Annotated in this window: 21 protein-coding genes, 1 tRNA gene and 1 riboswitch; of the genes, 10 read left to right on the forward strand and 12 right to left on the reverse strand. The window is 62.8% G+C overall.

From position 1 onward, the window contains the following. Window positions 1–14 precede the first annotated feature (14 nt). The 8 genes from AC1RQ9_RS00730 to ssb all read right to left on the reverse strand — a co-directional run bounded on the left by AC1RQ9_RS00730 (window position 15) and on the right by ssb (window position 8290). Window positions 15–218, reverse strand: a complete 204-nt coding sequence (locus AC1RQ9_RS00730) for a hypothetical protein (RefSeq protein WP_485985208.1) — start codon at window positions 216–218, stop codon at window positions 15–17. A 219-nt stretch (window positions 219–437) separates the two neighbouring features. Continuing rightward, window positions 438–1052 (reverse strand): bifunctional 4-hydroxy-2-oxoglutarate aldolase/2-dehydro-3-deoxy-phosphogluconate aldolase, encoded by a 615-nt coding sequence (gene eda / locus AC1RQ9_RS00735; protein ID WP_485985209.1) that lies wholly within the window; start codon window positions 1050–1052, stop codon window positions 438–440. Between the two features lie 46 nt (window positions 1053–1098). After that, on the reverse strand, window positions 1099–2937 hold the full coding sequence (gene edd, locus AC1RQ9_RS00740; RefSeq protein ID WP_485985210.1) for a phosphogluconate dehydratase: 1839 nt from the start codon (window positions 2935–2937) through the stop codon (window positions 1099–1101). Between the two features lie 469 nt (window positions 2938–3406). Next, window positions 3407–3482, reverse strand: a tRNA-Lys gene (locus AC1RQ9_RS00745). A 232-nt stretch (window positions 3483–3714) separates the two neighbouring features. Continuing rightward, window positions 3715–4206 carry a peptidylprolyl isomerase gene (locus tag AC1RQ9_RS00750; RefSeq protein ID WP_141262055.1) on the reverse strand — a complete coding sequence of 164 codons (492 nt, stop codon included), beginning with the start codon at window positions 4204–4206 and terminating at the stop codon, window positions 3715–3717. A gap of 62 nt (window positions 4207–4268) precedes the next feature. Continuing rightward, on the reverse strand, window positions 4269–4781 hold the full coding sequence (coaD, locus tag AC1RQ9_RS00755; protein WP_485985211.1) for a pantetheine-phosphate adenylyltransferase: 513 nt from the start codon (window positions 4779–4781) through the stop codon (window positions 4269–4271). Then, window positions 4774–7575, reverse strand: coding sequence for a DNA gyrase subunit A (gene gyrA, locus AC1RQ9_RS00760; RefSeq protein WP_485985212.1), 2802 nt, complete (start codon window positions 7573–7575; stop codon window positions 4774–4776). Before gyrA ends, coaD begins: the two co-directional genes overlap by 8 nt. A gap of 163 nt (window positions 7576–7738) precedes the next feature. Further along, window positions 7739–8290: a single-stranded DNA-binding protein gene (gene ssb, locus AC1RQ9_RS00765; RefSeq protein WP_485985213.1), complete on the reverse strand. Its 552-nt coding sequence runs from the start codon at window positions 8288–8290 to the stop codon at window positions 7739–7741. A gap of 314 nt (window positions 8291–8604) precedes the next feature. Here ssb and uvrA point away from each other — a divergent pair, with 314 nt between their 5' ends. The 3 genes from uvrA to speE all read left to right on the forward strand — a co-directional run bounded on the left by uvrA (window position 8605) and on the right by speE (window position 13261). Further along, window positions 8605–11643 carry an excinuclease ABC subunit UvrA gene (gene uvrA / locus AC1RQ9_RS00770; protein WP_485985214.1) on the forward strand — a complete coding sequence of 1013 codons (3039 nt, stop codon included), beginning with the start codon at window positions 8605–8607 and terminating at the stop codon, window positions 11641–11643. 159 nt (window positions 11644–11802) lie between these two features. After that, window positions 11803–12267, forward strand: a complete 465-nt coding sequence (speD, locus tag AC1RQ9_RS00775; protein ID WP_025437442.1) for an adenosylmethionine decarboxylase — start codon at window positions 11803–11805, stop codon at window positions 12265–12267. Between the two features lie 133 nt (window positions 12268–12400). Further along, window positions 12401–13261, forward strand: a complete 861-nt coding sequence (gene speE / locus AC1RQ9_RS00780; protein WP_193733537.1) for a polyamine aminopropyltransferase — start codon at window positions 12401–12403, stop codon at window positions 13259–13261. A 79-nt stretch (window positions 13262–13340) separates the two neighbouring features. On the opposite strand, the gene AC1RQ9_RS00785 is transcribed toward speE, so the two are convergent. Further along, on the reverse strand, window positions 13341–13652 hold the full coding sequence (locus AC1RQ9_RS00785) for an antibiotic biosynthesis monooxygenase family protein (RefSeq protein ID WP_193733538.1): 312 nt from the start codon (window positions 13650–13652) through the stop codon (window positions 13341–13343). A 126-nt stretch (window positions 13653–13778) separates the two neighbouring features. After that, window positions 13779–13866, forward strand: a riboswitch (glycine riboswitch). A 113-nt stretch (window positions 13867–13979) separates the two neighbouring features. On the opposite strand from AC1RQ9_RS00785, the gene AC1RQ9_RS00790 reads away from it, so the two are divergent. The 7 genes from AC1RQ9_RS00790 to AC1RQ9_RS00820 all read left to right on the forward strand — a co-directional run bounded on the left by AC1RQ9_RS00790 (window position 13980) and on the right by AC1RQ9_RS00820 (window position 21646). Next, window positions 13980–14129, forward strand: coding sequence for a hypothetical protein (locus tag AC1RQ9_RS00790; protein WP_485985215.1), 150 nt, complete (start codon window positions 13980–13982; stop codon window positions 14127–14129). Continuing rightward, entirely contained in the window at window positions 14126–15259 is a 1134-nt protein-coding gene (gene gcvT, locus AC1RQ9_RS00795; RefSeq protein ID WP_485985216.1) for a glycine cleavage system aminomethyltransferase GcvT, read from the forward strand. The genes AC1RQ9_RS00790 and gcvT overlap by 4 nt, the downstream gene beginning before the upstream one ends. A gap of 48 nt (window positions 15260–15307) precedes the next feature. After that, a complete protein-coding gene (gcvH, locus tag AC1RQ9_RS00800; protein ID WP_193733540.1) occupies window positions 15308–15673 on the forward strand; it encodes a glycine cleavage system protein GcvH in 366 nt (121 codons plus the stop codon). Window positions 15674–15706: 33 nt separating this feature from the next. Then, window positions 15707–18601, forward strand: coding sequence for an aminomethyl-transferring glycine dehydrogenase (gcvP, locus tag AC1RQ9_RS00805; RefSeq protein WP_485985217.1), 2895 nt, complete (start codon window positions 15707–15709; stop codon window positions 18599–18601). A 287-nt stretch (window positions 18602–18888) separates the two neighbouring features. After that, window positions 18889–19899 (forward strand): ABC transporter substrate-binding protein, encoded by a 1011-nt coding sequence (locus AC1RQ9_RS00810; RefSeq protein WP_485985405.1) that lies wholly within the window; start codon window positions 18889–18891, stop codon window positions 19897–19899. Continuing rightward, the gene (locus tag AC1RQ9_RS00815) at window positions 19896–20903 is read left to right on the forward strand and encodes a FecCD family ABC transporter permease (RefSeq protein ID WP_485985218.1); all 1008 of its coding nucleotides are present in this window, start codon (window positions 19896–19898) and stop codon (window positions 20901–20903) included. The genes AC1RQ9_RS00810 and AC1RQ9_RS00815 overlap by 4 nt, the downstream gene beginning before the upstream one ends. Next, window positions 20900–21646: an ABC transporter ATP-binding protein gene (locus AC1RQ9_RS00820; protein ID WP_485985219.1), complete on the forward strand. Its 747-nt coding sequence runs from the start codon at window positions 20900–20902 to the stop codon at window positions 21644–21646. The genes AC1RQ9_RS00815 and AC1RQ9_RS00820 overlap by 4 nt, the downstream gene beginning before the upstream one ends. A gap of 97 nt (window positions 21647–21743) precedes the next feature. Here the strand turns inward: AC1RQ9_RS00820 and AC1RQ9_RS00825 are convergent, their stop codons facing one another. From AC1RQ9_RS00825 to AC1RQ9_RS00835, 3 genes are all read right to left on the reverse strand, one after another. Next, window positions 21744–22046, reverse strand: coding sequence for a hypothetical protein (locus AC1RQ9_RS00825; RefSeq protein WP_193733546.1), 303 nt, complete (start codon window positions 22044–22046; stop codon window positions 21744–21746). A gap of 157 nt (window positions 22047–22203) precedes the next feature. Then, entirely contained in the window at window positions 22204–24084 is a 1881-nt protein-coding gene (locus tag AC1RQ9_RS00830) for a hypothetical protein (protein ID WP_485985220.1), read from the reverse strand. A gap of 165 nt (window positions 24085–24249) precedes the next feature. Further along, the gene (locus AC1RQ9_RS00835; protein WP_485985221.1) at window positions 24250–24894 is read right to left on the reverse strand and encodes a class I SAM-dependent methyltransferase; all 645 of its coding nucleotides are present in this window, start codon (window positions 24892–24894) and stop codon (window positions 24250–24252) included. Window positions 24895–24913 lie beyond the last annotated feature (19 nt).

The raw sequence follows: 24913 nt of genomic DNA on the forward strand, positions 1-24913 counted from the left end.
GCGCCAGATATGAGCTAGCTGAAAATATCAAACGCCTGCGCGCATATGACGGGGTCCGCGCATTTATGCTGGGTCAGGCAGGTGATGGCCTGCTTCAGTTGCCGGAATTCCCTGTTATCCCACACGCATTCTTCATGCAGCCTGCCGATGAATGCATGGTCGCTGAAATATGGGTTGAAGGGGGTAGTGCGGGCGATGGTCCGTTCTGCCCTGGTCATGATCCATGACTGGCCCGTTCCTTTATCGGACCATCATGGCGCTATTGCACCCTGTCAGGAAAGGCGGAAGGGGAAGGCGACACCAGCAACCGTCGGGCATGTAGATGGAATGGAAGTTTTTGGTGACGCTTTTTTCAAAAAAGCTTCGGAAAGAATACCGCCTTTTTAAAAAAAGGCGGTACCCGAAAACTTTTATTTTTATCAACTGATTATGGGATATCAGGCCTTGAGCGCCGCAGCCTGTTTCGCGCGTGCCGTAATTGCCGCGACATCGGGCGTGCCCGGGGGTACCAGCCATGATCCACCCACGCACAGAACGGAGGGCAGGCCCAGCCAGTCTGCTGCCGTATCGGCCTTGATGCCGCCGGTGGGGCAGAAACGCGCCTGACCGAACGGGGCGGACAGGGCCTTCAGCGCCGGGATGCCACCTGCCGCAACGGCGGGGAAGAACTTGAAATGCGTAAGCCCCAGGTCCAGCCCGCGCATGATGTCGCTGGCATTGGCCGTGCCGGGCAGCAGCGGGACTTCGCACGCGTTTGCGGCATGGGCGACATTGGCGGTCAGGCCTGGGCTGACGATAAAGCGGGCACCCGCGTCAACCGAACTTTTCAGGTCATCGCCATTCAGCACGGTGCCAGCGCCCACAACGGCGCCTTCCACCTTCGCCATCTCGGCAATGACATCCAGTGCGCATTCGGTGCGCAGGGTGACTTCCAGCGCGCGCAGGCCACCGGCCACCAGGGCCTCGGCCACCGGGCGGGCATGGGCGGGATCGTGAATGACCAGCACCGGGATAACCGGGGCAAGGGTCATGATGTCTTCAATGCGGGCCATGTCGGCTTCCCTTTTTTACAACGGTTCGCGGCGTATGCGCCGGGGTTCAGGCGTCTTCTTGTGCCGCCATGTGGTCCATGGAGGCAAGGATGGCCGAGGCCCCCTGCTCCGGCATGTCCACATTTGCGCGCATGAGTGCGAACAGTTCGCGCCCCGTGCCAAACTGCGGCGCGGGCGGACGTGATGGCGTGCGGTTCGCCAGTTCCGTGGCCGAAACCAGCGCATCAATCTGGCCCGTCTGCGCGCACACACGCACCATGTCCCCGTCGCGCAGCAGCGACAGCGGGCCGCCGACATAGGCTTCGGGGCCGATATGGATGGCGGCGGGCACCTTGCCGCTTGCGCCCGACATGCGGCCATCGGTCACCAGCGCCACCTTGTGCCCGCGGTCCTGCAGTACGGCCAGTGTTGGCGTCAGCTTGTGCAGTTCGGGCATGCCATTGGCGGCGGGACCCTGAAAGCGCACGACGACAACCACGTCACGGTCCAGCTTTCCATCACGGAAGGCCGTCAGCACGTCCTCCTGATGGTCGAACACGGCGGCCGGGGCCTCGATCGTCCAGCGTTCGGGGGCGACGGAACTGGTCTTGTAAATGCCACGGCCCAGATTGCCGTCCATGACCTTCATGCCGCCATCGGCACGAAACGGGTTGGCGGGTGCGCGCAGGATGGTGTCATCGGTGGAGGGACCGGCTTCTTCCCACGCCAGTGCATCGTCCTTCATGCACGGCTTCGTGCGGTATTCGGCAAAGCCGCCACGGGCCACGGTCATGATGTCGGGATGCAGCAGCCCCGCATCCAGCAGGGAACCGATCAGGCTGGGCATGCCGCCCACCGTGTGGAAGGCGTTTACGTCTGCCGACCCGTTGGGATAGACGCGGGTCAGTTGCGGTACGATGGAGGATAGTTGGTCCAGATCGTCCCAGTCGATCACGATACCCGCTGCCCGCGCCATGGCGGGCAGGTGGATGGCCAGGTTGGTGGACCCGCCCGTGGCCAGCAGGCCGACGGCCGCGTTGACAATGGCGCGTTCATCCACGCACAGGCCCAGCGGACGATAGTCGTCGCCGCGTGCGCCGATTTCGCTCAGGCGGTGGATGGCGGCCCGCGTCAGTTCCTGCCGCAGCTTCGTATTGGGCGGCACGAAGGAGGAACCGGGCAGATGCAGCCCCATTACCTCCATCAGCATCTGGTTGGTGTTGGCCGTGCCATAGAACGTACAGGTGCCCGCCGCGTGGTAGGAATCGGATTCCGCATCCATCAGCCGCTCCTTGTCCACCTTGCCTTCGGCGTAAAGCTGGCGGATGCGCTGCTTTTCGCTGTTGGGCAGCCCCGATGGCATCGGGCCAGAGGGGATCAGGATGGTGGGCAGGTGGCCAAAGCGCAGCGCGCCGATCAGCAGGCCGGGCACGATCTTGTCACAGATGCCCAGCATCGCCACGCCTTCGTACATGCCGTGGCTCAGCCCCACCGCCGTGGACATGGCGATCACGTCGCGGCTGAACAGGGAAATTTCCATGCCCGGCTGCCCCTGCGTCACGCCATCACACATGGCGGGTGTTGCCCCCGCCACCTGCGCCGTGCCGCCCACTTCGCGCGCGAACAGCTTGATCTGGTCGGGATAGCGGCCATAGGGCTGATGGGCGGACAGCATGTCGTTGTAAGACGTTATGATTCCGATATTCATGCCACGCGCCGACCGCAGCCCCGTCTTGTCATCACCCGATGCCGCGATGGCGTGCGCAAGGTTGCCGCAGGCCAGGCGGGGACGGCTTATGCCGTTTTCACGTTCACGCGCAATCAGGTCCAGATAGGCGCGGCGGGTACGGGCCGAACGGGAAATGACCCGTTCGGTCACGGCGGTCAGGACGGGGTGCAGGGTCATGGAATCTCACAGACATTGATAGACCTGCCCGCAGGCGGGGCGGGCGGATGCGCCATCCATTGCACCGGCAACGACAGCGGGTTTAAAAGCGGCCGGAATGTGCGAATATCCTGTGACCGCATGGCGAATGGTGATTTATTGGAAAAAATAAGCACAGATCAAGACATAAAATTATAAAAATAATCACAAATACATAACTTAATTATTAAATCGAACATTCATATGCCTGTGGCCGCACATGCTCGTCCCACCTGTCCCGTCCTGATGGGCCGGATACAGGTGACGGTTTTCCCGGATGCGAGAGGGGAAATGGCATATGAAAAGGTGTATTTCGGTGAACCGGACCATGAACCCGGCAGGTTCGCATTGCTGTGCGCGAACGTATCCGGCAACGGGTTTGAACGCCCGGAAATGGCGTATGGCCCGAAGGGAAGGGTCTGCATGGCAATGGAAAAGGGAAGACAGGAAATGGTGAGCCGGGTGGGGCTCGAACCCACGACCATTCGATTAAAAGTCGAATGCTCTACCGACTGAGCTACCGGCTCACATCACCTGTATGAAGGCGCTGTCCATGGTCAGAAACCGTGGCGTCACACCTTGGGCAGGTCTCTAAACATCCCCGGCGGGGGTGTCAACCTGTGCATGAGTGCATAAGGCTGGCAAAAACAGGCTGTGGTACCGGTGACGCGCCATGGGCGTCAGGCCACCGGTCACAGCCCGGGCTGGCCGGACGGCCACGCCGCAATGGGGCGCGTCGTCCGGTCGTCTACTGAAAAATCAGGCTTCGGCGTCAGCCGGGCGCATCTTGATGATGCGGTCGGGATCCTGAACCATGCCGCTCTGGCCCGCGCCACGCTTGACCTTGTCAATGTGGTCCATGCCTTCGATCACCTGGCCCACGATGGTGTACTGGCCATCAAGGTGTGGGGAGGGTTCGAACATGATGAAGAACTGGCTGTTCGCGCTGTCGGGGTTCATGGTGCGGGCCATGCCGACCGTACCGCGTTCGAACTTGGCCTTGTTGGTGAACTCGGCCTTCAGGTCCGGCAGCTTGCTGCCTGACGTGCCGGTGCCCGTCGGGTCGCCGCCCTGCGCCATGAAGCCGTGGATCACGCGGTGGAAGGGGGTGTTGTCATAAAATCCTTCCGCCGCCAGCGTGCGGATACGTTCGGCCGCCAGCGGTGCGATGTCGGGACGCAGGCGGATCACCACCCGTCCTGTCTTGAGATCCATGTTGATCAGGTCGGACTTGTTTTCTGTAGCAGACATCGTGATCCGTTTCGTAAAATGAAGGGTTGGAGGAACGGGACCAGACATATGGCCCCGGTCCATCAGCCACGCAGGCGGCTGAGAATGTGCCTGCGGGTAAAGGGCGGGACAAAACCGGAAATGTCCCCATCCAGCCGGGCGATTTCCTTGACCAGCCGGGAGGAGATGTACTGGTGCCCCTCCCGCGCCATCAGGAACAGCGCGTCAATGTCCGGTGCCATATGCTGGTTCATACCAAACATCTGGTTCTCATACTCGAAATCCGCAACCGCCCGCAGCCCGCGAATGATTGCATGCGCCCCATGCGTACGCGCAGCATGCACCACCAGCCCGGTAAAACCGACCACGGTAATGGGAATGGTGCGCCCGGCATTCAGCGGTTCGATATCGGTGCGCAGGCACAAAAGCCGTTCTTCCAGCGGGAGGAGGGGATGCTTGTCGCGGTTTTCCGCAACCCCGATCACCAGCCGGTCAACCAGCCCGGCCGCACGTTCGATGATATCCATGTGCCCGCTGGTCACGGGATCGAACGTGCCGGGGTAGAACCCCGTCCGGATGGTCGTAGCCTCAGTCATCCTGCCCTGCATCGCGGGTGGGGGCGTCATCGGTGGTGGGTTCGCTCACGTCCCCTTCGCCGTCCTCGCCTTCCTCCCCGTCATCCATGACCGGGAAAACGCTGGTGACTTCTTCGGTGTCATTCAGGCGGAACAGCGTTACGCCACTGGCCTGACGCGACATGATGCGCACCTGGTTGATGGGCAGGCGGATCAGGCGGCCGGCATCGGTCACCAGCATGATATCCGTGCCCGCCAGCACCGGCAGCGTCGCCACCACGGCATTGCCACGCTTGTTGGCGGAGAAGGTCATGTTGTTGATGCCCTGCCCACCACGGCCGCTGACACGGTAATCATAGGCCGAGGACCGGCGGCCATAACCCGCATTGCTGACGATCAGCAGCACTTCCTCCGCCGCTTCCAGTTCGGCAAAGCGTTCGGGCGTCAGGGGCAGGTCATCGGCCGGGGTCTCACCGTCATCGGCGGGTGTGACCTCATCCGTATCCTCGCCTTCAAGGGCAGCTTCCGCGCGGCGGCGGGTATTGGCCATGCGCAGGTAGGCGGCGCGTTCCTCCACCGTGGCCTCGACATGGTTGAGCACGCACAGGCTGTTCACGCTGTCGCCCTCGGCCAGTCTTATGCCACGCACGCCCGAACTGCCGCGCCCGGCGAACACGCGCAGCGTATCATCGGTGATCTGGAAGCGGATGCAGCGTGCATTGCGGGTGCCCAGGAACACGTCCTGCCCTTCGCGGCAGGTGGCGACGCCGATCAGGCGGTCGTCCTCGTCCAGCTTCATGGCGATCAGGCCCGACGAGCGGATGTTGCGGAAATCGCTCAGCCGGTTGCGCCGCACGCTGCCCGATGCGGTGGCGAAGACAAGGTGCAGGTTTTCCCACAGTTCCTCATCCTGCGGCAGGGGCAGGACAGCGGTGATCGTGTCGCTGCCAAGGTCGGGCAGCAGGTTGACCAGCGCGCGGCCCTTTGCGGTCGGGCTGGCTTCAGGCAGGCGCCAGACCTTTTCCCGATAGGCCTTGCCGCCGGAGGAGAAGAACAGCACCCACTGGTGCGTATGCGCGTTGAACGAACGGACAATGATGTCATCGCCCCGCCGTCCCGCCGCCGTGCGGCCACGCCCACCCCGGTTCTGCGCGCGGAATACATCCAGCGGGGTGCGCTTGATGAAGCCTTCGCGCGTGATGGTGACAACCATCTGCCCCGGCTCGATCAGGCTTTCATCAGTCTGGTCACCGGCATAATCGGCAATGTCGGTCGCGCGCGGCGTGGCCAGTTCGGCGCGGATGGTGGTCAGTTCGTTGCGCATGACCTCCATGCGGCGCGGGCGGCTGGCGATGATGTCCAGCAAGTCGTTGATCTTGACCGCCACTTCGGACAGTTCCTGCTGGATCTTGTCACGTTCCAGCCCGGTCAGGCGCTGCAGGCGCAGTTCAAGGATGCCGCGGGCCTGTGCTTCCGTCAGGTGGACCTTGCCATCAATGATGACATTGCCCTCGTCATGGATCAGTTCCAGCAGCGGCGCCACATCAGCCGCATCCCATGCGCGCGCCATCAGCGCCGCACGGGCGGATGCGGTGTCGGGGGCCGCGCGGATCAGCGCGATCACCGCGTCGATATTGGCCACCGCGATGACAAGGCCCACCAGCAGGTGGCCACGGTCACGCGCCTTGTTCAGGTCAAAGCGCGCGCGGCGCAGGATCACGTCCTCGCGGAAGCGGATGAACGCTTCCAGCACGTCCTTCAGGCCCATCAGGCGCGGCTGCCCGCCATCAAGGGCCAGCATGTTTACGCCGAACGAGGTCTGGAGCTGAGTGAAGCGGTAGAGCTGGTTCAGCACCACCTCCGGCGTCGCCTCGCGCTTGATCTCGATGACGATGCGCATGCCCGAACGGTCGCTTTCGTCACGGATGTCGGAAATGCCCTCGACCTGCTTGGCGCGCACCAGGTCGGCAATGCGTTCCTGCAGCGTGGCCTTGTTCACCTGATACGGGATCTCGGTCACGATGATCGCGCGGCGGTCCTTGCGGATTTCCTCGATCTCGGCCTTCGCACGGATGATGACCGACCCGCGACCCGTTTCGAACGCGCTGCGGATGCCGGCGCGCCCCAGGATGGTGCCCCCGGTGGGGAAGTCCGGTCCCGGCACGTATTCCAGCAGGTCATCCAGCGTCATGTCGGGACGCGCGATCAGTGCAAGGGTCGCGTCAATGATTTCTGTGGGGTTGTGCGGCGGGATGTTGGTCGCCATGCCCACCGCAATGCCGGACGCGCCATTGACCAGCAGGTTGGGGAAGGCGGCGGGCAGGATTGTCGGTTCCTGCTCGCTTTCGTCATAGTTGGGCTGGAAATCGACGGTATCGCGGTCGATGTCATCCAGCAGGAAGGACGCGGCCTTGGCCAGGCGTGCTTCGGTATAACGCATGGCGGCGGGCGAATCCCCGTCGACAGACCCGAAATTGCCCTGCCCGTCGATCAGCTTCACCCGCATCGACCATGACTGTGCCATGCGCACCATGGCGTCATAGATCGAGGAGTCGCCATGCGGATGGTATTTACCCATCACGTCACCGACCGCGCGGGCCGATTTGCGATAGGGCTTGTCGTGGGTGAACCCGCTTTCGCGCATGGAATACAGGATGCGGCGATGCACCGGCTTCAGTCCGTCGCGCACGTCCGGCAGGGCGCGGCTGACAATGACGGACATCGCGTAAGCGAGGTAGGAGGAGCGCATTTCCTCCTCGATCGTGACCGGCAGCATGTCGGACGGGGGCAGGGGATCGTCGGGTATCTCGGTCAAGGCAGTTCCGTCATGTCAGGGTTATCCACCCCCGTGGCCGTGCAGGCACGCGGGTGGAACGGAAGGCAAGGCTATGGCCGGGGCGCGGCCATCATGTCCCTGCATATGTATAGCATGTCTTGTCCCCCGGCGCGAAGCGCCACGCGAGGGGGGGAAGGCGGGCCTAGAACGGGATTTCGTCGTCCAGGTCGCTGCCGCCGGCAGGCGCGTCCCAGCCACCACCGCCACCGCCGCCCGTGGCGGGACGTTCGTTACGCTGGGGCTGCTGGCGCGCGGGCGCGCTGTAGCCGCCACCACCACCACCACCACCGCCGCCGCCATAGCCACCGCTCATGTCATCGCCGCCACCGGCGTCACCACCACGGTTGCTGTCCAGCAGCACAAGGTCGCCACGGAAGCGGTCCACCACCACTTCGGTGGTGTAGCGGTCCTGGCCGCTCTGGTCGGTCCATTTGCGGGTCTGGAGCGAACCTTCAAGATAGACCTTGCGGCCCTTGCGCAGAAAACGCTCGGCCACGTCGCCAATGCGTTCGTTGAAGATGACGACACGGTGCCATTCCGTCCGCTCGCGCCGCTCACCCGATGAGCGGTCATTCCATGTATCGCTTGTGGCCAATGTCAGCGAGACGATCTTCGCCCCGCTCTGGCTGTTGCGGACTTCGGGGTCCTTGCCCAGGTTACCGACCAGAATGACCTTGTTGACGCTGCCCGCCATATGCTGTCCTGCTGCAGTTCGAGTATGGGACCGGCAGCGGGCCTGCCCCCTGCCGGATGCCACCACGGGCCGCCGGATGGCGACCGTGGCGAATAGATGCGGTGATCTTACCGGAATGTCCCCAAGAATGCGAGGGCAAGGACGATGCCGCTCTTGCCGTCCGGACAACTCGCCGGGACGGGCGGATGGACAGCGTTGTCGTGGCCTGCCCATCATGACCCTTGTCGTAATGGACCGTCAGGACCAGATATGGTGTGGCCCGAAATGGCGGCCGGTATCCGCTTTCCCGTACGGGAACGGAACAGGGAGAGTTCATGAGCGTTTCTTCGCGTCCGGAACAGGTTCCGGCGGCACAGCATGTCAGCCCGCAATCCATCCGTGTACGCGGGGCACGGGCACATAACCTGAAAAATGTCGATATCGACATACCCCGTGACGCACTGACGGTCATGACCGGGCTGTCCGGGTCGGGCAAGTCGTCGCTTGCGTTCGACACCATCTATGCCGAAGGGCAGCGGCGGTACGTGGAAAGCCTTTCGGCCTACGCACGGCAGTTCCTGGAGCTTATGGGCAAGCCGGACGTCGATTCGATCGAGGGGCTGTCACCCGCGATCTCCATCGAACAGAAGACGACGTCAAAGAATCCCCGCTCCACAGTCGGTACCGTAACCGAAGTGCATGACTATATGCGCCTTTTGTGGGCGCGCGCGGGCGTGCCGTATTCCCCCGCCACCGGCCTGCCGATCGAGGCACAGACGATCAGCCAGATGGTCGATCGCGTCATGGCCATGCCAGAAGGCACGCGGTTGATGCTGCTGGCCCCGGTGCTGCGCGACCGCAAGGGCGAATGCAAGAAGGAACTGGCCGAACTGCAGCGCAAGGGTTTCACCCGCGTGAAGGTAGACGGTACGCTGTACACCATTGACGAGGTGCCCGAACTCAACCGCCGCCTGCGCCACACGGTTGAAGCCGTGGTGGACCGCATCGTGGTCAAGGAAGGCATCGAAAGCCGCCTTGCCGACAGTTTTGAGACAGCACTCGGCCTGTCCGACGGTCTGGTCTATGCGGAAGAGGTGGTGAAGAACACACCGGAGGGCGCGGAAGCCCCGCGTACGGTGTTCTCATCACGTTTCGCCTGCCCGGTCAGCGGCTTTACATTGGAAGAGGTCGAACCCCGACTGTTTTCCTTCAACGCGCCGCAGGGTGCGTGCCCGGCCTGTGATGGCATCGGGCAGGAAACCTTTTTCGATCCGCGCCTGATCGTGCCCGACGAATCGCTTTCGCTGGGTGCAGGGGCGATCGCGCCGTGGCGCAACAGCCAAAGCCCGTATTACACCCAGACGCTGGCCTCCATCGCAAAGCATTATGGCGTGTCGATGGATACGCCATGGGAAGACCTGCCCGAAGGCGTGCGCGACGTGATCCTTGAAGGCGGGAAAGACCCGATCGAGTTCACGTATCGCGATGACCGCCGCGCCTACAGCCTGACCAAACCGTTCGAGGGCGTGGTCAGGAACCTGCGCCGCCGCATGGCGGAAACCGACAGCGTATGGGTGCGTGAGGAACTGTCGCGCTACCAGTCCGAAAAGCCATGCCATGTCTGCGATGGCGCACGCCTGCGGCCCGAAGCCCTGTCGGTCAGGGTCGCTGGGCTGAACATCGCGCAGGCATCCGATATGCCCATCCGCAAGGCGCTGGACTGGTTCGGCACGGTGGAAGCGACGCTGACGCCGCAGCGGGCCGAGATCGCGCACCGCATATTGCGTGAAATTCTCGACCGCCTGCGTTTCCTTGATGATGTGGGGCTGGATTACCTGACCCTGTCACGTGGATCGGCCACCCTGTCGGGGGGCGAAAGCCAGCGCATCCGGCTGGCCAGCCAGATCGGGTCAGGGCTGACGGGCGTGCTGTATGTGCTTGATGAACCCTCCATCGGGCTGCACCAGCGTGACAATGAACGCCTGCTGGGCACGCTCGACCGGCTCAAGAAACTGGGTAACACCCTGATCGTGGTCGAGCATGACGAGGACGCGATCCGCGCCGCCGACTGGCTGATCGACATGGGGCCGGGCGCGGGCGTGAATGGCGGCACGGTCGTGGCCGCCGGCACGCCGCAGGAAGTGGCCGAAAACCCCAACAGTCTGACCGGAGCGTACCTGTCAGGCCGCAAATGCATTCCCGTGCCCGCAAAACGCCGGAAAATCGACCCGAAGCGCGAACTGGTGCTGCACGGGGCCACGGGTAACAACCTGAAGGATGTGACGGCGAAGTTCCCGCTGGGCACCTTTACCTGTGTGACCGGGGTTTCGGGCGGTGGCAAGTCCACGCTGGTGATCGACACGCTGTACAAGGCGCTGTCGCGCAGGTTGATGGGATCGGGGCAGAATCCGGCGCCCTATACGGCCATCGACGGGCTGGACCAGCTGGACAAGATCATCGACATCGACCAGTCGCCCATCGGTCGCACGCCACGTTCCAACCCGGCGACCTATACCGACCTGTTCGGTCCCATCCGTGACTGGTTTGCCGAACTGCCGGAAAGCAAGGCGCGGGGATACAAGCCCGGGCGCTTCTCCTTCAACGTCAAGGGCGGGCGGTGTGAGGCCTGTCAGGGCGATGGGGTGCTGAAGATCGAGATGCACTTCCTGCCCGACGTGTTTGTCACCTGCGATACCTGCAAGGGGGCGCGCTACAACCGCGAAACGCTGGACGTAAAGTTCCGGGGCAAGTCGATTGCCGATGTGCTGGCCATGTCGGTGGATGAGGCGCTGCCCTATTTCTCCGCCGTGCCGCGTATCCGTGACCGGCTGGCCATATTGCAGAAGGTGGGCCTGGGCTACGTCGCCCTGGGCCAGCAGGCGACCACGCTGTCAGGGGGCGAGGCACAGCGCGTCAAGCTGTCCAAGGAACTGGCACGCCGGGCCACGGGCCGGACGCTGTACATCCTCGATGAACCCACTACCGGCCTGCATACCGAAGACGTGCGCAAGCTGCTGGAGGTGCTGCACGCGCTGGTGGACCAGGGCAACACGGTCGTGGTGATCGAACACAATCTGGAGGTCATCAAGACCGCGGACTGGGTGATCGACATGGGGCCGGAAGGGGGGGATGGCGGCGGACGGATCGTGGCCTGCGGCACGCCCGAACAGGTTGCGGCCAGCCCCGACAGCCATACGGGGCGATTCCTGCGTCCGCTGCTGGAACACAGGCCGCTGGTGCCGGTTCCCGAACCGGACGGGAAGCCGGTGGGCAAGAGAGGGGCACGCGGCAAAAAAGCCACAGCGGCCAAAGCGTCCGATCCCGTCAAAAAGAAGGGGAAACCGGTAAAAACCGGTCGTAAATCTGTAAAATAGACGTCTATTTTCGTGGGCGCTGATGACTGGGCTAAAAAAAACTTTGGCGGGGGTGCGAAAAACACTTGCGCCACAAGGCCCGCAGGCCCTATCAGCGCCTCTCTTGGCCCAAGGGGGCAATCTTGCCCAACAGGCTGTCTACTGGTTTGGGGGTACGTGATGAACGCACTTGCTCAACTGGGGATGGTCTCGGAACACCCGAGCGATAACCAGATCTCTTCAGCGCCGTTTTCGTCCGAGGACGACCGGAAGGATTATTTCGTCGAGAAAGACGGAATGAAGTTTGCGGGAACGCACCTTCTTGTCGATCTTTGGGATGCCCGGAATCTTGATGATCCCGAGCAGATCGACCGTACCCTGTGCGAAGCCGCCGTGACGGCCGGGGCTACGATTTTGCACAGTCATTTCCATCACTTCACGCCCAATGGTGGCGTGTCGGGCGTGGTCGTGCTGGCGGAAAGCCATATCTCGATCCACACATGGCCCGAGCGGAATTTCGCTGCCGTGGATATTTTCATGTGTGGGGCATGCGATCCGCATCTTGCGATCCCGGTCATGCAGCGCCTGTTCCAGGCCGGCCGGATCGAAGTGGATGAACAGCGCCGCGGGCGCGTGCAGCTTTAACCGGCTGTGGTCGGGACGGGGTTTACCCCCTGTTCCGATGTGACTTTCACGACAAAACAGAAGTGCCGGGCCGGATTGATTTCCGGCCCGTGCTTTTTCATGTGCATTGATTAGGACGGAAAGGGGGATCGCAATGTCCCGTGAGTGGATCAGCGAAGGCCTGTACGAAGGCTGGCGGCAGGAACTGCGTGTGGACCGGATGCTGGCGCGCAAAAAAAGCGCGTTTCAGGATATCGCCGTGTTCGAGAACGTCGATCTCGGTCGTGTGCTGATGCTGGATGGCGTGGTCCAGATCACGGAACGTGACGAATTCGTCTATCAGGAAATGCTGACCCACGTGCCCCTGCTGGAACATGGCGATGCGAAGCGCGTGCTGATCATCGGCGCGGGCGATGGCGGCGTGCTGCGCCGCGTGCTGGAACACGGCACCGTGGAAAAGGCCGTGATGGTCGAGATCGATGGTGACGTGATCGCATTGTCCAAGGAATTCCTGCCCTCCATCGCCGGGAATGCATGGAACGACCCGCGTGCCGAGGTGATCGTGGGTGACGGAATCGAATACGTGACCAATGCGGCGGATGGGTCGTTTGATGTCATCATCGTGGACAGCACTGACCCGATCGGTGTGGGCGAAGTGCTGTTTACCGATTCGTTCTACAAACACTGCGCCCGCATCCTGACAGCCAACGGCATTATCGTGAACCAGTGCGGCGTGCCGTTCATGCAGGCGGATGAACTGCGTGACACCAGCGCGCGGCGGGCACAGTTCTTCGATCATGTGTCGGCCTATGTCGCGGCGGTTCCCACCTATGTCGGTGGGTTCATGACGCTCGGTGTCGCAGCCAAGGGCAGCGTGCCGGGCCAACAGCCGGTCGATGTGATCCGAGCGCGCGCGCAGAAGGCAGGTATTGCGGACACCCGGTACTGGACGCCGGAAATGCACGTCGCATCCTTCACCCTGCCGCCCTATATCGCGCGGAACCTGCCGCGCTGACCCTGTGGTACGGATGAAATGAAAAAAAGGCCGGAGGGAAGTCCCCCCGGCCTTTTTTTATTGCGACGTCAGCAGGCCGTCAGGACCTGGGCGCAATGCGCGCGGTCTTGCGCAGGCTGACCAGTTCCACGCCCAGTTCCTTCACGCCCACTTCAAAGACCTTGAAATGGGGGGTGGCGAGATGGGTCTCGAACGCATCTTCGTCATCATAGACTTCCACCAGGATGACGGTCTGCGGGTCATCCATCGGGCTTACGGCCTCAAAGCGCTGGCAGCCGTTTTCATCGGCCACGGAATGCGCGCTGTCATAGGCGCACAGTTCGAGGAAATGGTCACGGTTTTCGGCAGGAACGCGGAATTCGGCCACGATGGTCAACGGGCTTGTGGTCATGGCGATGTATCCTTTTTTATATTACGACACCAGAACGTAGTGCCTGAATGCCGTGGTGTCACGGTGTCCGGAAGACGGGATGGTTTTCATGGATTGACTTGGCGCATCCGGTCATGTCAAGTCAGCTTTGTCGACACGGGAGAGACTGGCCCCGCGCCAGCGCCGAAGGAGCAACCGCCCCGGAAACTCTCAGGCCAAAGGACCGGTCGGCCGAGAATTCTGGAAAGAGGTGCCCCGATCCGGGCACCCGCCGACGGGATAGCGATCTCAGGCACATGCGACAGAAGGGGCACTTTTGAATCCATCCGGATTCGACAGGAGTGCCGCATGTCCACGCCGTTGTCCGCCCGTGTTTTCCCCTTCTCCCTGCTTCCTGTTTCCCGTTCCGCTGGCGCGTATCGTGCCATGTCACCCGCATGCCGTGCATGCGGGACGGCCTGCGCGCATGCGGACCTGCACAAGGCCCAGCCCGCATGACCCAGTCGCTGCTGCATACCCCGCTTTATGACCTTCATCTTGAACTTGGTGCCCGCATGGTACCGTTCGCGGGCTACGACATGCCGGTGCAGTATCCTGCCGGGGTCATGGCCGAACACCTGCATACCCGGGCAAAGGCGGGGCTGTTTGATGTCTCGCACATGGGGCAGGTGCGCATCCGCCCGAAATCCGGTCAGGTCGTGGACGCCGCCCATGCGCTGGAGGCACTGGTGCCAGCCGATATCGTCGGCCTGAAACCCGGTCGCCAGCGTTATGCCGTGTTCACCACGGCCGATGGCGGCATAAGCGACGACCTGATGGTCACCAACATGGGGGACTGGCTGCTGCTGGTGGTCAATGCCGCGTGCAAGGATGCCGATTTCGCGCATGTGCGTGCCGCGCTGGGGGCGACCTGTGATGTGGACATGCTGGCCGATCGCGCCTTGATCGCAGTGCAGGGACCGGCGGCCGAGGCTGCCCTTGTGGCCCTCAACCCAAAAGCCGCCGGGATGCGCTTCATGGATGTGGTGGAAATGGCGCTGGCGGGCGTGCCCTGCATCGTCTCGCGTTCCGGCTATACGGGTGAGGACGGATTTGAAATCGGCATGGCGAATGACGGCGCCCTTACCGTGGCCCGCGCCCTGCTGGCCCATCCCGATGTGGCACCCGTGGGCCTTGGCGCACGGGACAGCCTGCGGCTGGAAGCGGGGCTGTGCCTGTATGGTTCCGACATTGACCTGACCACGACCCCGGTTGAGGCCGCCCTTGAATGGTCCATCCAGAAAAGCCGCAGGCCCGGCGGTGCGCGGGCCGGTGGCTATCCGGGGGCTGCAATCGTGGCCGACCAGCTAGTCGATGGCACGACGCGCCGCCGCGTGGGCCTGCGCGCACAGGGGCGGGCACCGGTGCGTGGCGGGGCCGAACTGTTTGCCGATGAAGCGGGCACGCAGCCCGCGGGCCGCGTGACGTCGGGCGCGTTTGGTCCCAGCGTGGGTGGCCCCGTCGCCATGGGCTACGTGGCGGCTGACCACGCGGCCATCGGCACGGCACTGTTCGCCAGCGTGCGGGGCCGGTTGCTGCCGGTGGTGGTAACCGCGCAGCCTTTCGTGGCGGCGACGTTCAAACGCTAGGTTTCCCCCCTGTTTTTCAAACATATTTCAGATCAATGGAGCATGGACATGACCGTTTATTACACCAAGGAACATGAATGGCTGCGCGTTGAGGGTGACGTTGCGGTTGTCGGCATTACCGCCCATGCGGCGAACGAACTGGGCGAACTGGTCTTTGCCGAAGCCCGCGACCCCGGCACGACGGTGGAACAGGGCGACAGCGTGGCCGTGGTGGAATCGGTCAAGGCAGCATCGGACATTTACGCACCTGTGACGGGTGACGTGCTGGCGTTCAACGATGCGCTGACCGATGACGCGGCCCTGGTCAACCGCGACCCCGAAGGCGAGGGCTGGATCGTGCGCATGACCATTGCGGATGCATCCCAGCTTGAAGGCCTGATGGACAGGGCCACCTATACCGCGCTGGTTGGCTGATCTTCCCGACCGTTCCCCCTATCTTTACGGAGTATGCTGGCCGTGACGTCTTCCCCGTGTGGTTCTTCTTCCCTGTGGCATGGTCTGGGCGATGATGCCGGTGCGTTCTGCACCCGGCATGTCGGGCCGGACGCCAGCGATGTGGCCGACATGCTGCGTGTGGTGGGGGCGGACAGCCTCGATACGCTCATGGCGCAGACCGTGCCGGGCAATATCCGCCTGTCGGGCGCCATGGGTCTTGGCGCGGGTGTGCCCGAACATGTCGCACTGGCCCGCCTGCGCGCGATCGCGGCGGAAAACCGGGTTCTGACATCGCTGATCGGGCAGGGGTATTACGACACGATCCTGCCTGCTGTGATCCAGCGCAACGTGCTGGAAAACCCGGCCTGGTACACGGCCTATACCCCGTACCAGCCCGAAATCAGCCAGGGACGGCTGGAAGCATTGCTGAACTTCCAGACACTGGTGATCGAACTGACCGGGCTGGACGTGGCCAATGCCTCGCTGCTGGATGAGGGGACGGCGGCAGCCGAAGCCATGGCCATGGCCCGGCGCGTTGCCAAAACCAAGGCAAATGCGTTCTTTATCGATGCCGACTGCCATCCGCAGACCATCGCGGTCGTGCGCACCCGTGCCGAACCGATGGGCTGGCAGGTGGTGGTGGGTGATCCCGCCACCGATCTGGACCCGCAGGCGGTTTTTGGCGCGTTGTTCCAGTATCCGGGGTCATCGGGTGAAATCCGTGACCCGCGCGCGTGGATCGAAAGCCTGCACGCGACGGGCGCGATTGCGAGTGTGGCAGCAGACCCCATGGCGCTGATGCTGCTGGACAGCCCCGGTGCGCTGGGGGCGGACATCGCTATCGGGTCCATGCAGCGTTACGGCATGCCCATGGGGGCGGGGGGGCCGCATGCGGCCTATATGGCGACGCGCGATGCATTCCGCCGCAACATTCCGGGGCGGATCGTGGGCGTATCCATCGATTCGCGTGGCAATCCGGCCTACCGGCTGGCGCTGCAGACGCGCGAACAGCATATCCGCCGTGAAAAGGCGACATCGAACATCTGCACCGCGCAGGCGCTGCCCGCCATCGTGTCGTCCATGTACGCGCTGTATCATGGGCCGGAGAGGCTGAAGGCCATCGCCACCCGCATCCACAGGCTGGCCACCATCATGGCCGCCGGCCTGCGCGCGCTAGGGGCGAAGGTGGTGACAACGGCGTTCTTTGACACGGTCACGATTGAAACCGGCACGGATACGCACGGTGTGATGGCGCGCGCGCTGGGTGCCGGCATGAACCTGCGCCGGGTTGACGCGACACATGTGGGGATCAGCCTGGATGAGACGACCACGCCGGACATGGTGCGCGCGGTCTGGGCAAGTGTCAGTGGCGACAGCGCAAAAGTGGCGCAGGTCGAGGCCAGCCTTGCCGATATCGGCAGCACCATTCCCATGGGCCTTGCCCGCACGGGTAAAATGCTGACCCAGCCCATTTTCTCCGCCTGCCGGTCGGAAACCGACATGCTGCGCTACCTGCGCCGCCTTGCCGATCGCGATCTGGCGCTGGACCGGTCCATGATTCCGCTGGGGTCATGCACCATGAAGCTGAACGCCACGGCGGAAATGCTGCCGATCACATGGCCTGAATTCTGCAACATTCATCCTTTCGCCCCGGCGGACCAGATGCGCGGCTATGCCCGGCTGTTTGCCGACCTTGAACGGATGCTGTGCCAGATCAGCGGTTATGCCGCCGTATCGCTCCAGCCCAATTCCGGCGCGCAGGGGGAATTCGCCGGGCTTATGGCCATCCGTGGGTATCACCGCGCGCGTGGCGATGTGGGGCGTGACGTATGCCTGATCCCGGCATCGGCGCATGGCACCAATCCGGCATCGGCCCAGATGGCGGGCATGCGCATTGTGGTGGTGGCGTGCGATCCGCAGGGCAATGTCGATATGGACGACCTGAAGGCCAGGATCGTGAAACATGCCGACCAGCTTGCCGCGATCATGATTACCTATCCCTCCACCCATGGCGTGTTTGAGGACAATGTGCGCGAGATCTGTGCACTGGTGCACGCGGCAGGCGGGCAGGTCTATGTCGATGGCGCGAACCTGAACGCGCAGGTGGGTCTTGCGCAGCCCGGCGTGTATGGCGGCGATGTCAGCCATTTCAACCTGCACAAGACCTTCTGCATTCCGCATGGCGGCGGTGGTCCCGGCATGGGGCCGATCGGGGTGGGCGCGCATCTTGCCCCCTACCTGCCTGGTGTGCCGCAGACGGGGCAGGGCATTGCCATTTCCGCCGCCCCCTTCGGTTCCGCCGATGTGCTGCCCATTTCGTGGATGTACATGGTCATGATGGGCGATGCGGGACTGAAACGCGCGACCGAGATCGCGATCCTGAACTCCAACTACATCGCCACCCGGCTTTCAGCGCATTACCCTGTGCTGTACCGTGGTGCGAACGGGCGGGTCGCGCATGAATGCATCATCGACCTGCGCCCGCTGAAGGACAAGGTCGGCGTTACGGTGGATGACATCGCCAAACGTCTGATCGACCATGGATTCCATGCGCCGACCGTCAGTTTTCCGGTTGCGGGCACGTTCATGATCGAACCTACCGAATCCGAAAGCCGGGCCGAACTGGACCGTTTCTGTGATGCGATGATCGCCATCCGCGCCGAAATCACGGCGGTTGAAAATGGCGGACTGACCATCGACGACAGCCCCCTGCGCCACGCCCCGCATACCGTGCGCGACGTGACCGACCCGGAATGGGCCCATGTCTATGACCGCGCGCAGGCCTGCCTGCCGGGTGCCGTGGTGGCGGCCAGCAAATACTGGTCCCCGGTCAACCGGCTGGACAATGCGTATGGCGACCGCAACCTTGTCTGCTCATGCCCCGATATCAGCACCTATGCCAGTTAGGGGGATTTCAGAACAATTGGTTGACCGGAAATAAAAGAAGTTCTTGGGTGCCGGCTTTTTCCCCAAAGGTGGCATTCCTTGAAGCTTTTTGAAAAAAGCTTCCCAAAAAACTTCCATTATTTTCAGTCGTCTTTCAGGGTAATCCGTCAGAAAACCTTCCTTCGGGGCTGATTGCGTCCCGGTGGTTCATGTATATATCTGTTTCGATATAATACGTCGGACCGCGGAAGGGGACAGCTACGGTGAAGATTGGCAGACACAGGCTGAGCATCGGGATACTGGCGTGCATGATTGCGGCAGGTGCCCCCATCCTGCCGCCTGCCATGGCGCGTGAGGTGACGGACATGGCGGGCGTTGCCCAGTCCGTGCCCGATCACCCCGCGCGGATTGCCGACCTGTGGTTTGCCCATAACGAACTGGTGCTGATGCTGGGCGGTGCACGGCAGATTGTCATGACCGTCGACCGCCCGCAGGCACGGCCATGGATGTACAAGGTTTTCCCGGCACTGCATCAGGCACAGGTGGTCAACGGCCCGCAGGTCAATGCCGAAACCCTGCTGCAGGACCGGGTGGACCTTGTCTTCATGCCCGATGCCTCGGCGGCCATCGCGGCGTTCCGTGGGGTCGGGGTGCCAACCCTTGTCTCCGCCTTCCATGATGTGGATGGACTGCTGCGGGTCATGGACATGACGGCGACAGCCCTGGGTACGGAACAGGCGCATATGACCGCTACCCGTTACCGCACCATGATGCTGCAGACCGTCAATGACGTGCGGGACCGGCTGTCCGGTCTGCCCGATGCCCAGCGCCTACGCGTGCTGCATATCCAGTCGCTGCACCCGCTGAAGGTGGATGGGATGGACAGCATTGTCGATGAATGGATCACCCTTGCCGGTGGCCGCAACGCCGCACGGGGCGTAAGCGGCAACATGAAGCCGGTTTCGGTCGAGCAGGTTGCAGCATGGGACCCGGATGTCATCATCCTTGGCCCTGATTGCGGCACGCTGGACCCGGCGGTCAATGGCGGTGTGTGGCAGCGCCTGCGCGCGGTGCGGGAGGGCAGGGTGCATAACAACCCGTCGGGCGTTTTTCCGTGGGACCGCTATGGCAGCGAACTGCCGCTGCAGATCAGCTGGGCTGCGAAGATCCTGCACCCCGACCGGTTTGCCGATGTGGACCCGCTGACCCTGACACGTGAATTCTACGATATCTATTTCCATTATGCCCTGAGCGCGCAGGACGCGGCCCGCATCCTTGCGGGGCAGCCGCCCGAACCCACGGCGGACAGAACGCCGTGAACCTGCCCGCGCGCGTGGTCGGATGCCTGTGTGTGGTGGGTCTGCTGGTGCTGGCGCTGCTGTCGGCGTGTATCGGGCGGTTCCCGTTGCAGCCGGTGCAGGTCCTGCATGCCCTGCTGACGGCGGGGTATGCCCCGGTGCACGGCGATATGGTGCATACCGTCCTGTTTGGCGCGCGCCTGCCCCGGATCGCGGGGGCGATATGTGTTGGGGCGGCGCTGTCGGTGGCGGGGGCTGCGTATCAGGCGGTGTTTCGTAATCCGCTGGTTTCCCCCGGCCTGCTTGGCGTGCTGGCGGGGGCCGGTATGGGGGCGGCGCTGGGTATTGTCTGGGGTGTCGGGCATGCCGGTGTGGCGGCCCTGTCCTTCCTTGGCGGTGTGGCGGCGGTGGCGTTCGGGGTGGGGGTGGCGCAGATGTTTGATGCGACATCCATGCTGATGCTGATATTCGGCGGTCTGATCAGTTCGGCGCTGTTTACCGCGCTGCTGTCGCTGCTCAAATACGTGGCGGACCCGCAGAACCAGTTGCCCGATATCGTATTCTGGCTGCTGGGCAGCCTGACGCAGGTGACACCGCAGGCGCTGGGCGTACTGGTGGGGCCGGTTGTGGTGGGAATCGTGCTGCTGTCGGCCTGTGGGCGGATGCTGGACGGGCTGGCCATGGGGGATGAGGAAGCGCGCACGCTGGGCATACCGGTCATGGCGCTGCGATACGGGGTGATTGGCGGGGCCACGGTGCTGGCGGCCATGACGGTCGCGGTCGCGGGCATGATTGGCTGGGTCGGGCTGGTGGTGCCCCATGTCGCGCGCCTGCTGGTCGGGCCATGCAACATGCGCGTGCTGCCGGTCAGCGCCTGCGTCGGCGCGATGTTCCTGCTGGTGTGTGATGATCTGGCGCGCACCCTGTCGGCGGAGGAAATTCCCGTGGGCCTGATTGCCGACCTGCTGGGGGTGGTGGTGTTTGTCGCGGTGCTGCCGCTGTTGCGGCGGGGGTGGCGGGCATGAACGGGGACAGCGCCATCCTGCGGGTGGACCATGCGGGTTTTCACCGGGGGCATCGCACGGTCCTGCATGATGTCTCGCTGGATATCCGCACGGGTGAGATGACCGCCCTGCTGGGGCCGAATGGCGCGGGCAAAACCACACTGCTGCGCCTGCTGCTGGGGCTGGTGCGCCCGGATTCAGGGCAGGTCTGGCTGGATGGCCGACCCATGACGGACTGGTCCCGGCGGGACGTCGCGCGCCGCATCGCCTATCTGCCACAGGGGCATGTGCCGCTGTTTCCCTATAGTGTGCGTGATATCGTTGGCATGGGACGGCTGGCGGAAACGCCGTTTGCCCCCACGCTGCATGAACGTGACCGGGCGGCGGTGGCGCATGCGCTGGCGCAACTGTCGATCACCCATCTTGCAGCGCGGCCCTATACTGAACTGTCCGGTGGGGAACGGCAGGCCGTGCTGCTGGCCCGCGCGCTGGCGCAGGGGGGACAGATCCTGATTCTGGATGAACCGGAAACCGGTCTTGATTACGGACAGAAACAGCGGCTGTACGCCCTGCTGCGCAGCCTGTCGGCACAGGGCCGCGCCATTGTCGCCACCACGCATGACCCGGTTCAGGCTGCTGGCATATTTGACCGGGCCATCCTGCTGCGCCATGGCCGGGTCATGGCGGATGGACCGGCTGCATCCCTGCTGGCGCCGCCCATGCTGGACCAGCTTTACGCGCCACAGGATCAGGAAAAGAACTGAAGAAAGTTTTTGGTGAAGCTTTTTTTAAAAGCTTCGGAAAACGCCGCCTTTTTGAAAAAAGGCGGCACCCGAAAACTTTTATTTTTTAACAGGTTTTTTAGCGGCCATACGGGTTCGTATCGACACGCACGGCCTTGCCAGTACGGTCATAATACAGGACGGCGGTACCACGTCTTTCCGCATAGCCGTCCGGCTCCCCCGACGGGGTCCAGAACAGCAGGCGGTTCAGGTCCGGCTGTTCCTTGATCCTGTCACCCGGCGGGATATAGCGGTACTGGCTGTAATCCATGTGCAGCCGCGGCAGCGGCGGCTTCTTGGAAAGCTGGTGCATGGAAAAATGACGCTGCGAGGCCTCACCGGGGTCTTCGTTGCCAGCGTCGGCATGTCCCCCGTCGGCCATTGCCACACCTGGCATGACAGGGGCACATAATACGCCCAGCAGAACCAAGTGCCGTAACCTGATTGACATGAGTGCTGGCCTTTCCATCATCCCTGATTGCGGGCCACCATCCTCCTTTTCCATGCCTGACGCAATATCCCGCACCAGAAAGGAAGGGTTACTGGAATGGCAGGTAACGGAAGTCAAAGAAGATTTCGCTCAGGCTGGTTGTCGGCGCCCCCCCCATGCCACCCCATGTATGCACCCGCGAATAGGCCAACTGCGTGCCCGCCTGCACCGTGCCGTACTGGCCGTGGATGAAGCGGTACCACGCGCCGATGGTGAATTCCTCCACCGAACGGATATTGGCGGTGCAGCCACCCAGCCCGGAATTGATGTCGGAGCCTTCGGTCATGCAGCCGGTATTGTCGGCATTGGGATTGCCATAGCCATAGGCCGTGCCATCCGAATCAAAATAGCTGCGCCCCGAACGCTGCATGCCGAAATAGCCATAGACGTCCAGCACCTTGTTCGGGTGCGCGATCACGCCCGCGGTGGTCTGCGCGCTGGACAGCAGGGCCGGCGCGCCATTGGCCCGCAGCGTGGCGTCAGGCAGCAGGACCGAGCCGTAGCGGCCGATGCCCCGGCCCGCCAGTCCCGCCAGCCGCACTTCCAGCCGGTGCGGAATGACCGGCAGGATCATCGACCCGCCCGCACCCCATGCAATGGCGGTATGGTTTTCGCCTACGCCATTGATGACGGAACGGTCGTGGGGGAAATGCAGCAGTCCCTCGATTTCGTAATGGCCCCATGTCGGATCCCACGCCACCTTGCCGATGATGTCGGGGGCGATTTCGTTGGAATAGTTGGTGGTGTTGCCGCTCAGACCCACGCCGTTGGAACCGATCTTGGCATAGTTGCTGCTGTTGCCAGGCAGGCGGTATTCGCCGTTGTTCAGGTCATCGCCAAAGCCGGTGGTGTCATAGATTGTCGCAGGATTTTCGATCGAGAAACCCGTCCATACACGGTGGTTCATGAAATCCTTGACCACACGCAGCTGCCACTGCCGCGACCATGTCTGCCCCGCGAGGATGGAGGATTCGATCGTTTCGGGAAGGCTTTCCTGTCGGGGCACGATACCCACGCGGTCAGGCGTCAGCATGGTCCAGGCCTGACCGATCAGGAAATGCATGTTGGCGCGCGAATCATCCAGCGTCAGGTAAGCCTGCCGCAGCCGGGGCACGTAGGAATTGCTTTCATACGGGTTGGTGGTTTCGGCACTGGCGCCAAAATCCGTTTCCACAAACCCCGCCACCGTCAGGTGCGGGTTAAGCTGTCCCCGCGCCATGAGCGAGAAGCGGGAATACCGGGCATCACCATTGAAGTTGGTGGTGTGGAAATTCGAACTGTTGCGGAAGGGAATGGCGTTCCAGTAATTGAAGATGCCAGACGAAACCTGCCGGTTTTCCACCAGTGCCGCCGCATCGAAGAAACCGCCAAGGATGATCGATACGGGGCCAAGGTGGAACACCTTGCTGCCCAGTGCGCCCGCCGACTGCGCACCCACCGTTTCGCGGTTGTGCGGGCCGACATTGTTGTTGGCCATGTGGGAAATCAGATCTTCCTCACGATGCGCCACAACCGATTCATAGGTCGGCTGGTCGCCCAGTTCGGATACCGGGTCGGAATGACCGCCGATACGCGGGCGCGCCATGGGGTCGATCCCCGCCGTCTGGGATGGTGTGGCGGTGTGGCCTTCCGTCGGCGTCCAGCCGCCGCGTACATGCCCGCCCGATCCCGTGACCTCCAGCGGGTGGCCGCCATGGGCTGCGGTGCCACCCATCTGGGCGCGGTGCTGGATGATCTGCTGGCGCATGGCCTGCAGGCTTTTCTGGAGTGCCATCTGCTGCTGTTGCAGCTGCTCCATCTGGCGTTCCATGATATCCAGCGATTCTGGATCTTCATCAGCCCAGACGGGCAGGGGGGCCAGAACGGAACACACCAGCAGCATGCGCGACAGACGCACATGCCGGGCTATGGAAAAGGACGGAATCCGCATGTATTGCCAAGGGGCCCCAAATCAGGTTTCACAGAATATATGTCAAAACATTTCCATATAAAGGGGTAAATGATAATTTCTTTTAATATTGCCCCGGCCTGCAGGCCTGATGCTGTGTATCAGGATGATGATATAACGGCGCAGGGCCATATTATTGATCTAATGTTACAAAATGTCAGGACGGCGGGCCGTCATGGCATGAACGGCGTCATGCCAGAACAGGTCTTCCGGCGCGGGGGTGACGTTGCCATTGTCCACCGGGCCAAAACCGGCGCGCTGCAGCAGGACTGACAGCATGCGGCGGCGATCCCCCTCATCCAGCGCCTGCCACAGGGCGGTGGCCTTCTGCGGGATGAATCGGTCGCCAAATGTAATGACGATCAGGCCGCCGGGTTGCAGCACGCGGGCAATGTCGCGAAAAACCTGCGCTGGCTGGCGCAGATAGGGCACGACATCGCACAAAAGGGCCGCATCCATGCTTTCATCCGCCAGTGGCAGGTCAGGCGTTTCGTTTATGTCTTCCACCACGCGGTCGGTCAGGCGCGGATTGCTGTCCAGCGCCTGCGTGTTGACGCCTATGCCGATCACGCTGTCGAATTCCATGTCGGGCGGCAGGTGACTGTCAGGTCCGGCCATGAGGTCGAGGATATTGCCATCTTCGGGCAGCAGCGTGCGGTACAGCGCGGTAATGGCTGTAAGCGCCCCCCGGTCCAGCATGGGGCCGGCCGGCCTGCGGGAATAGAATACCGTATCGGATTCAGCCGAGGCGACTGTGAAGGAATGCGGGTGGAACCCGTGCAGGTCGTTCATGAATGTGCCAGACAGTACG

Source organism: Komagataeibacter ossonobensis (genome assembly GCF_057359305.1).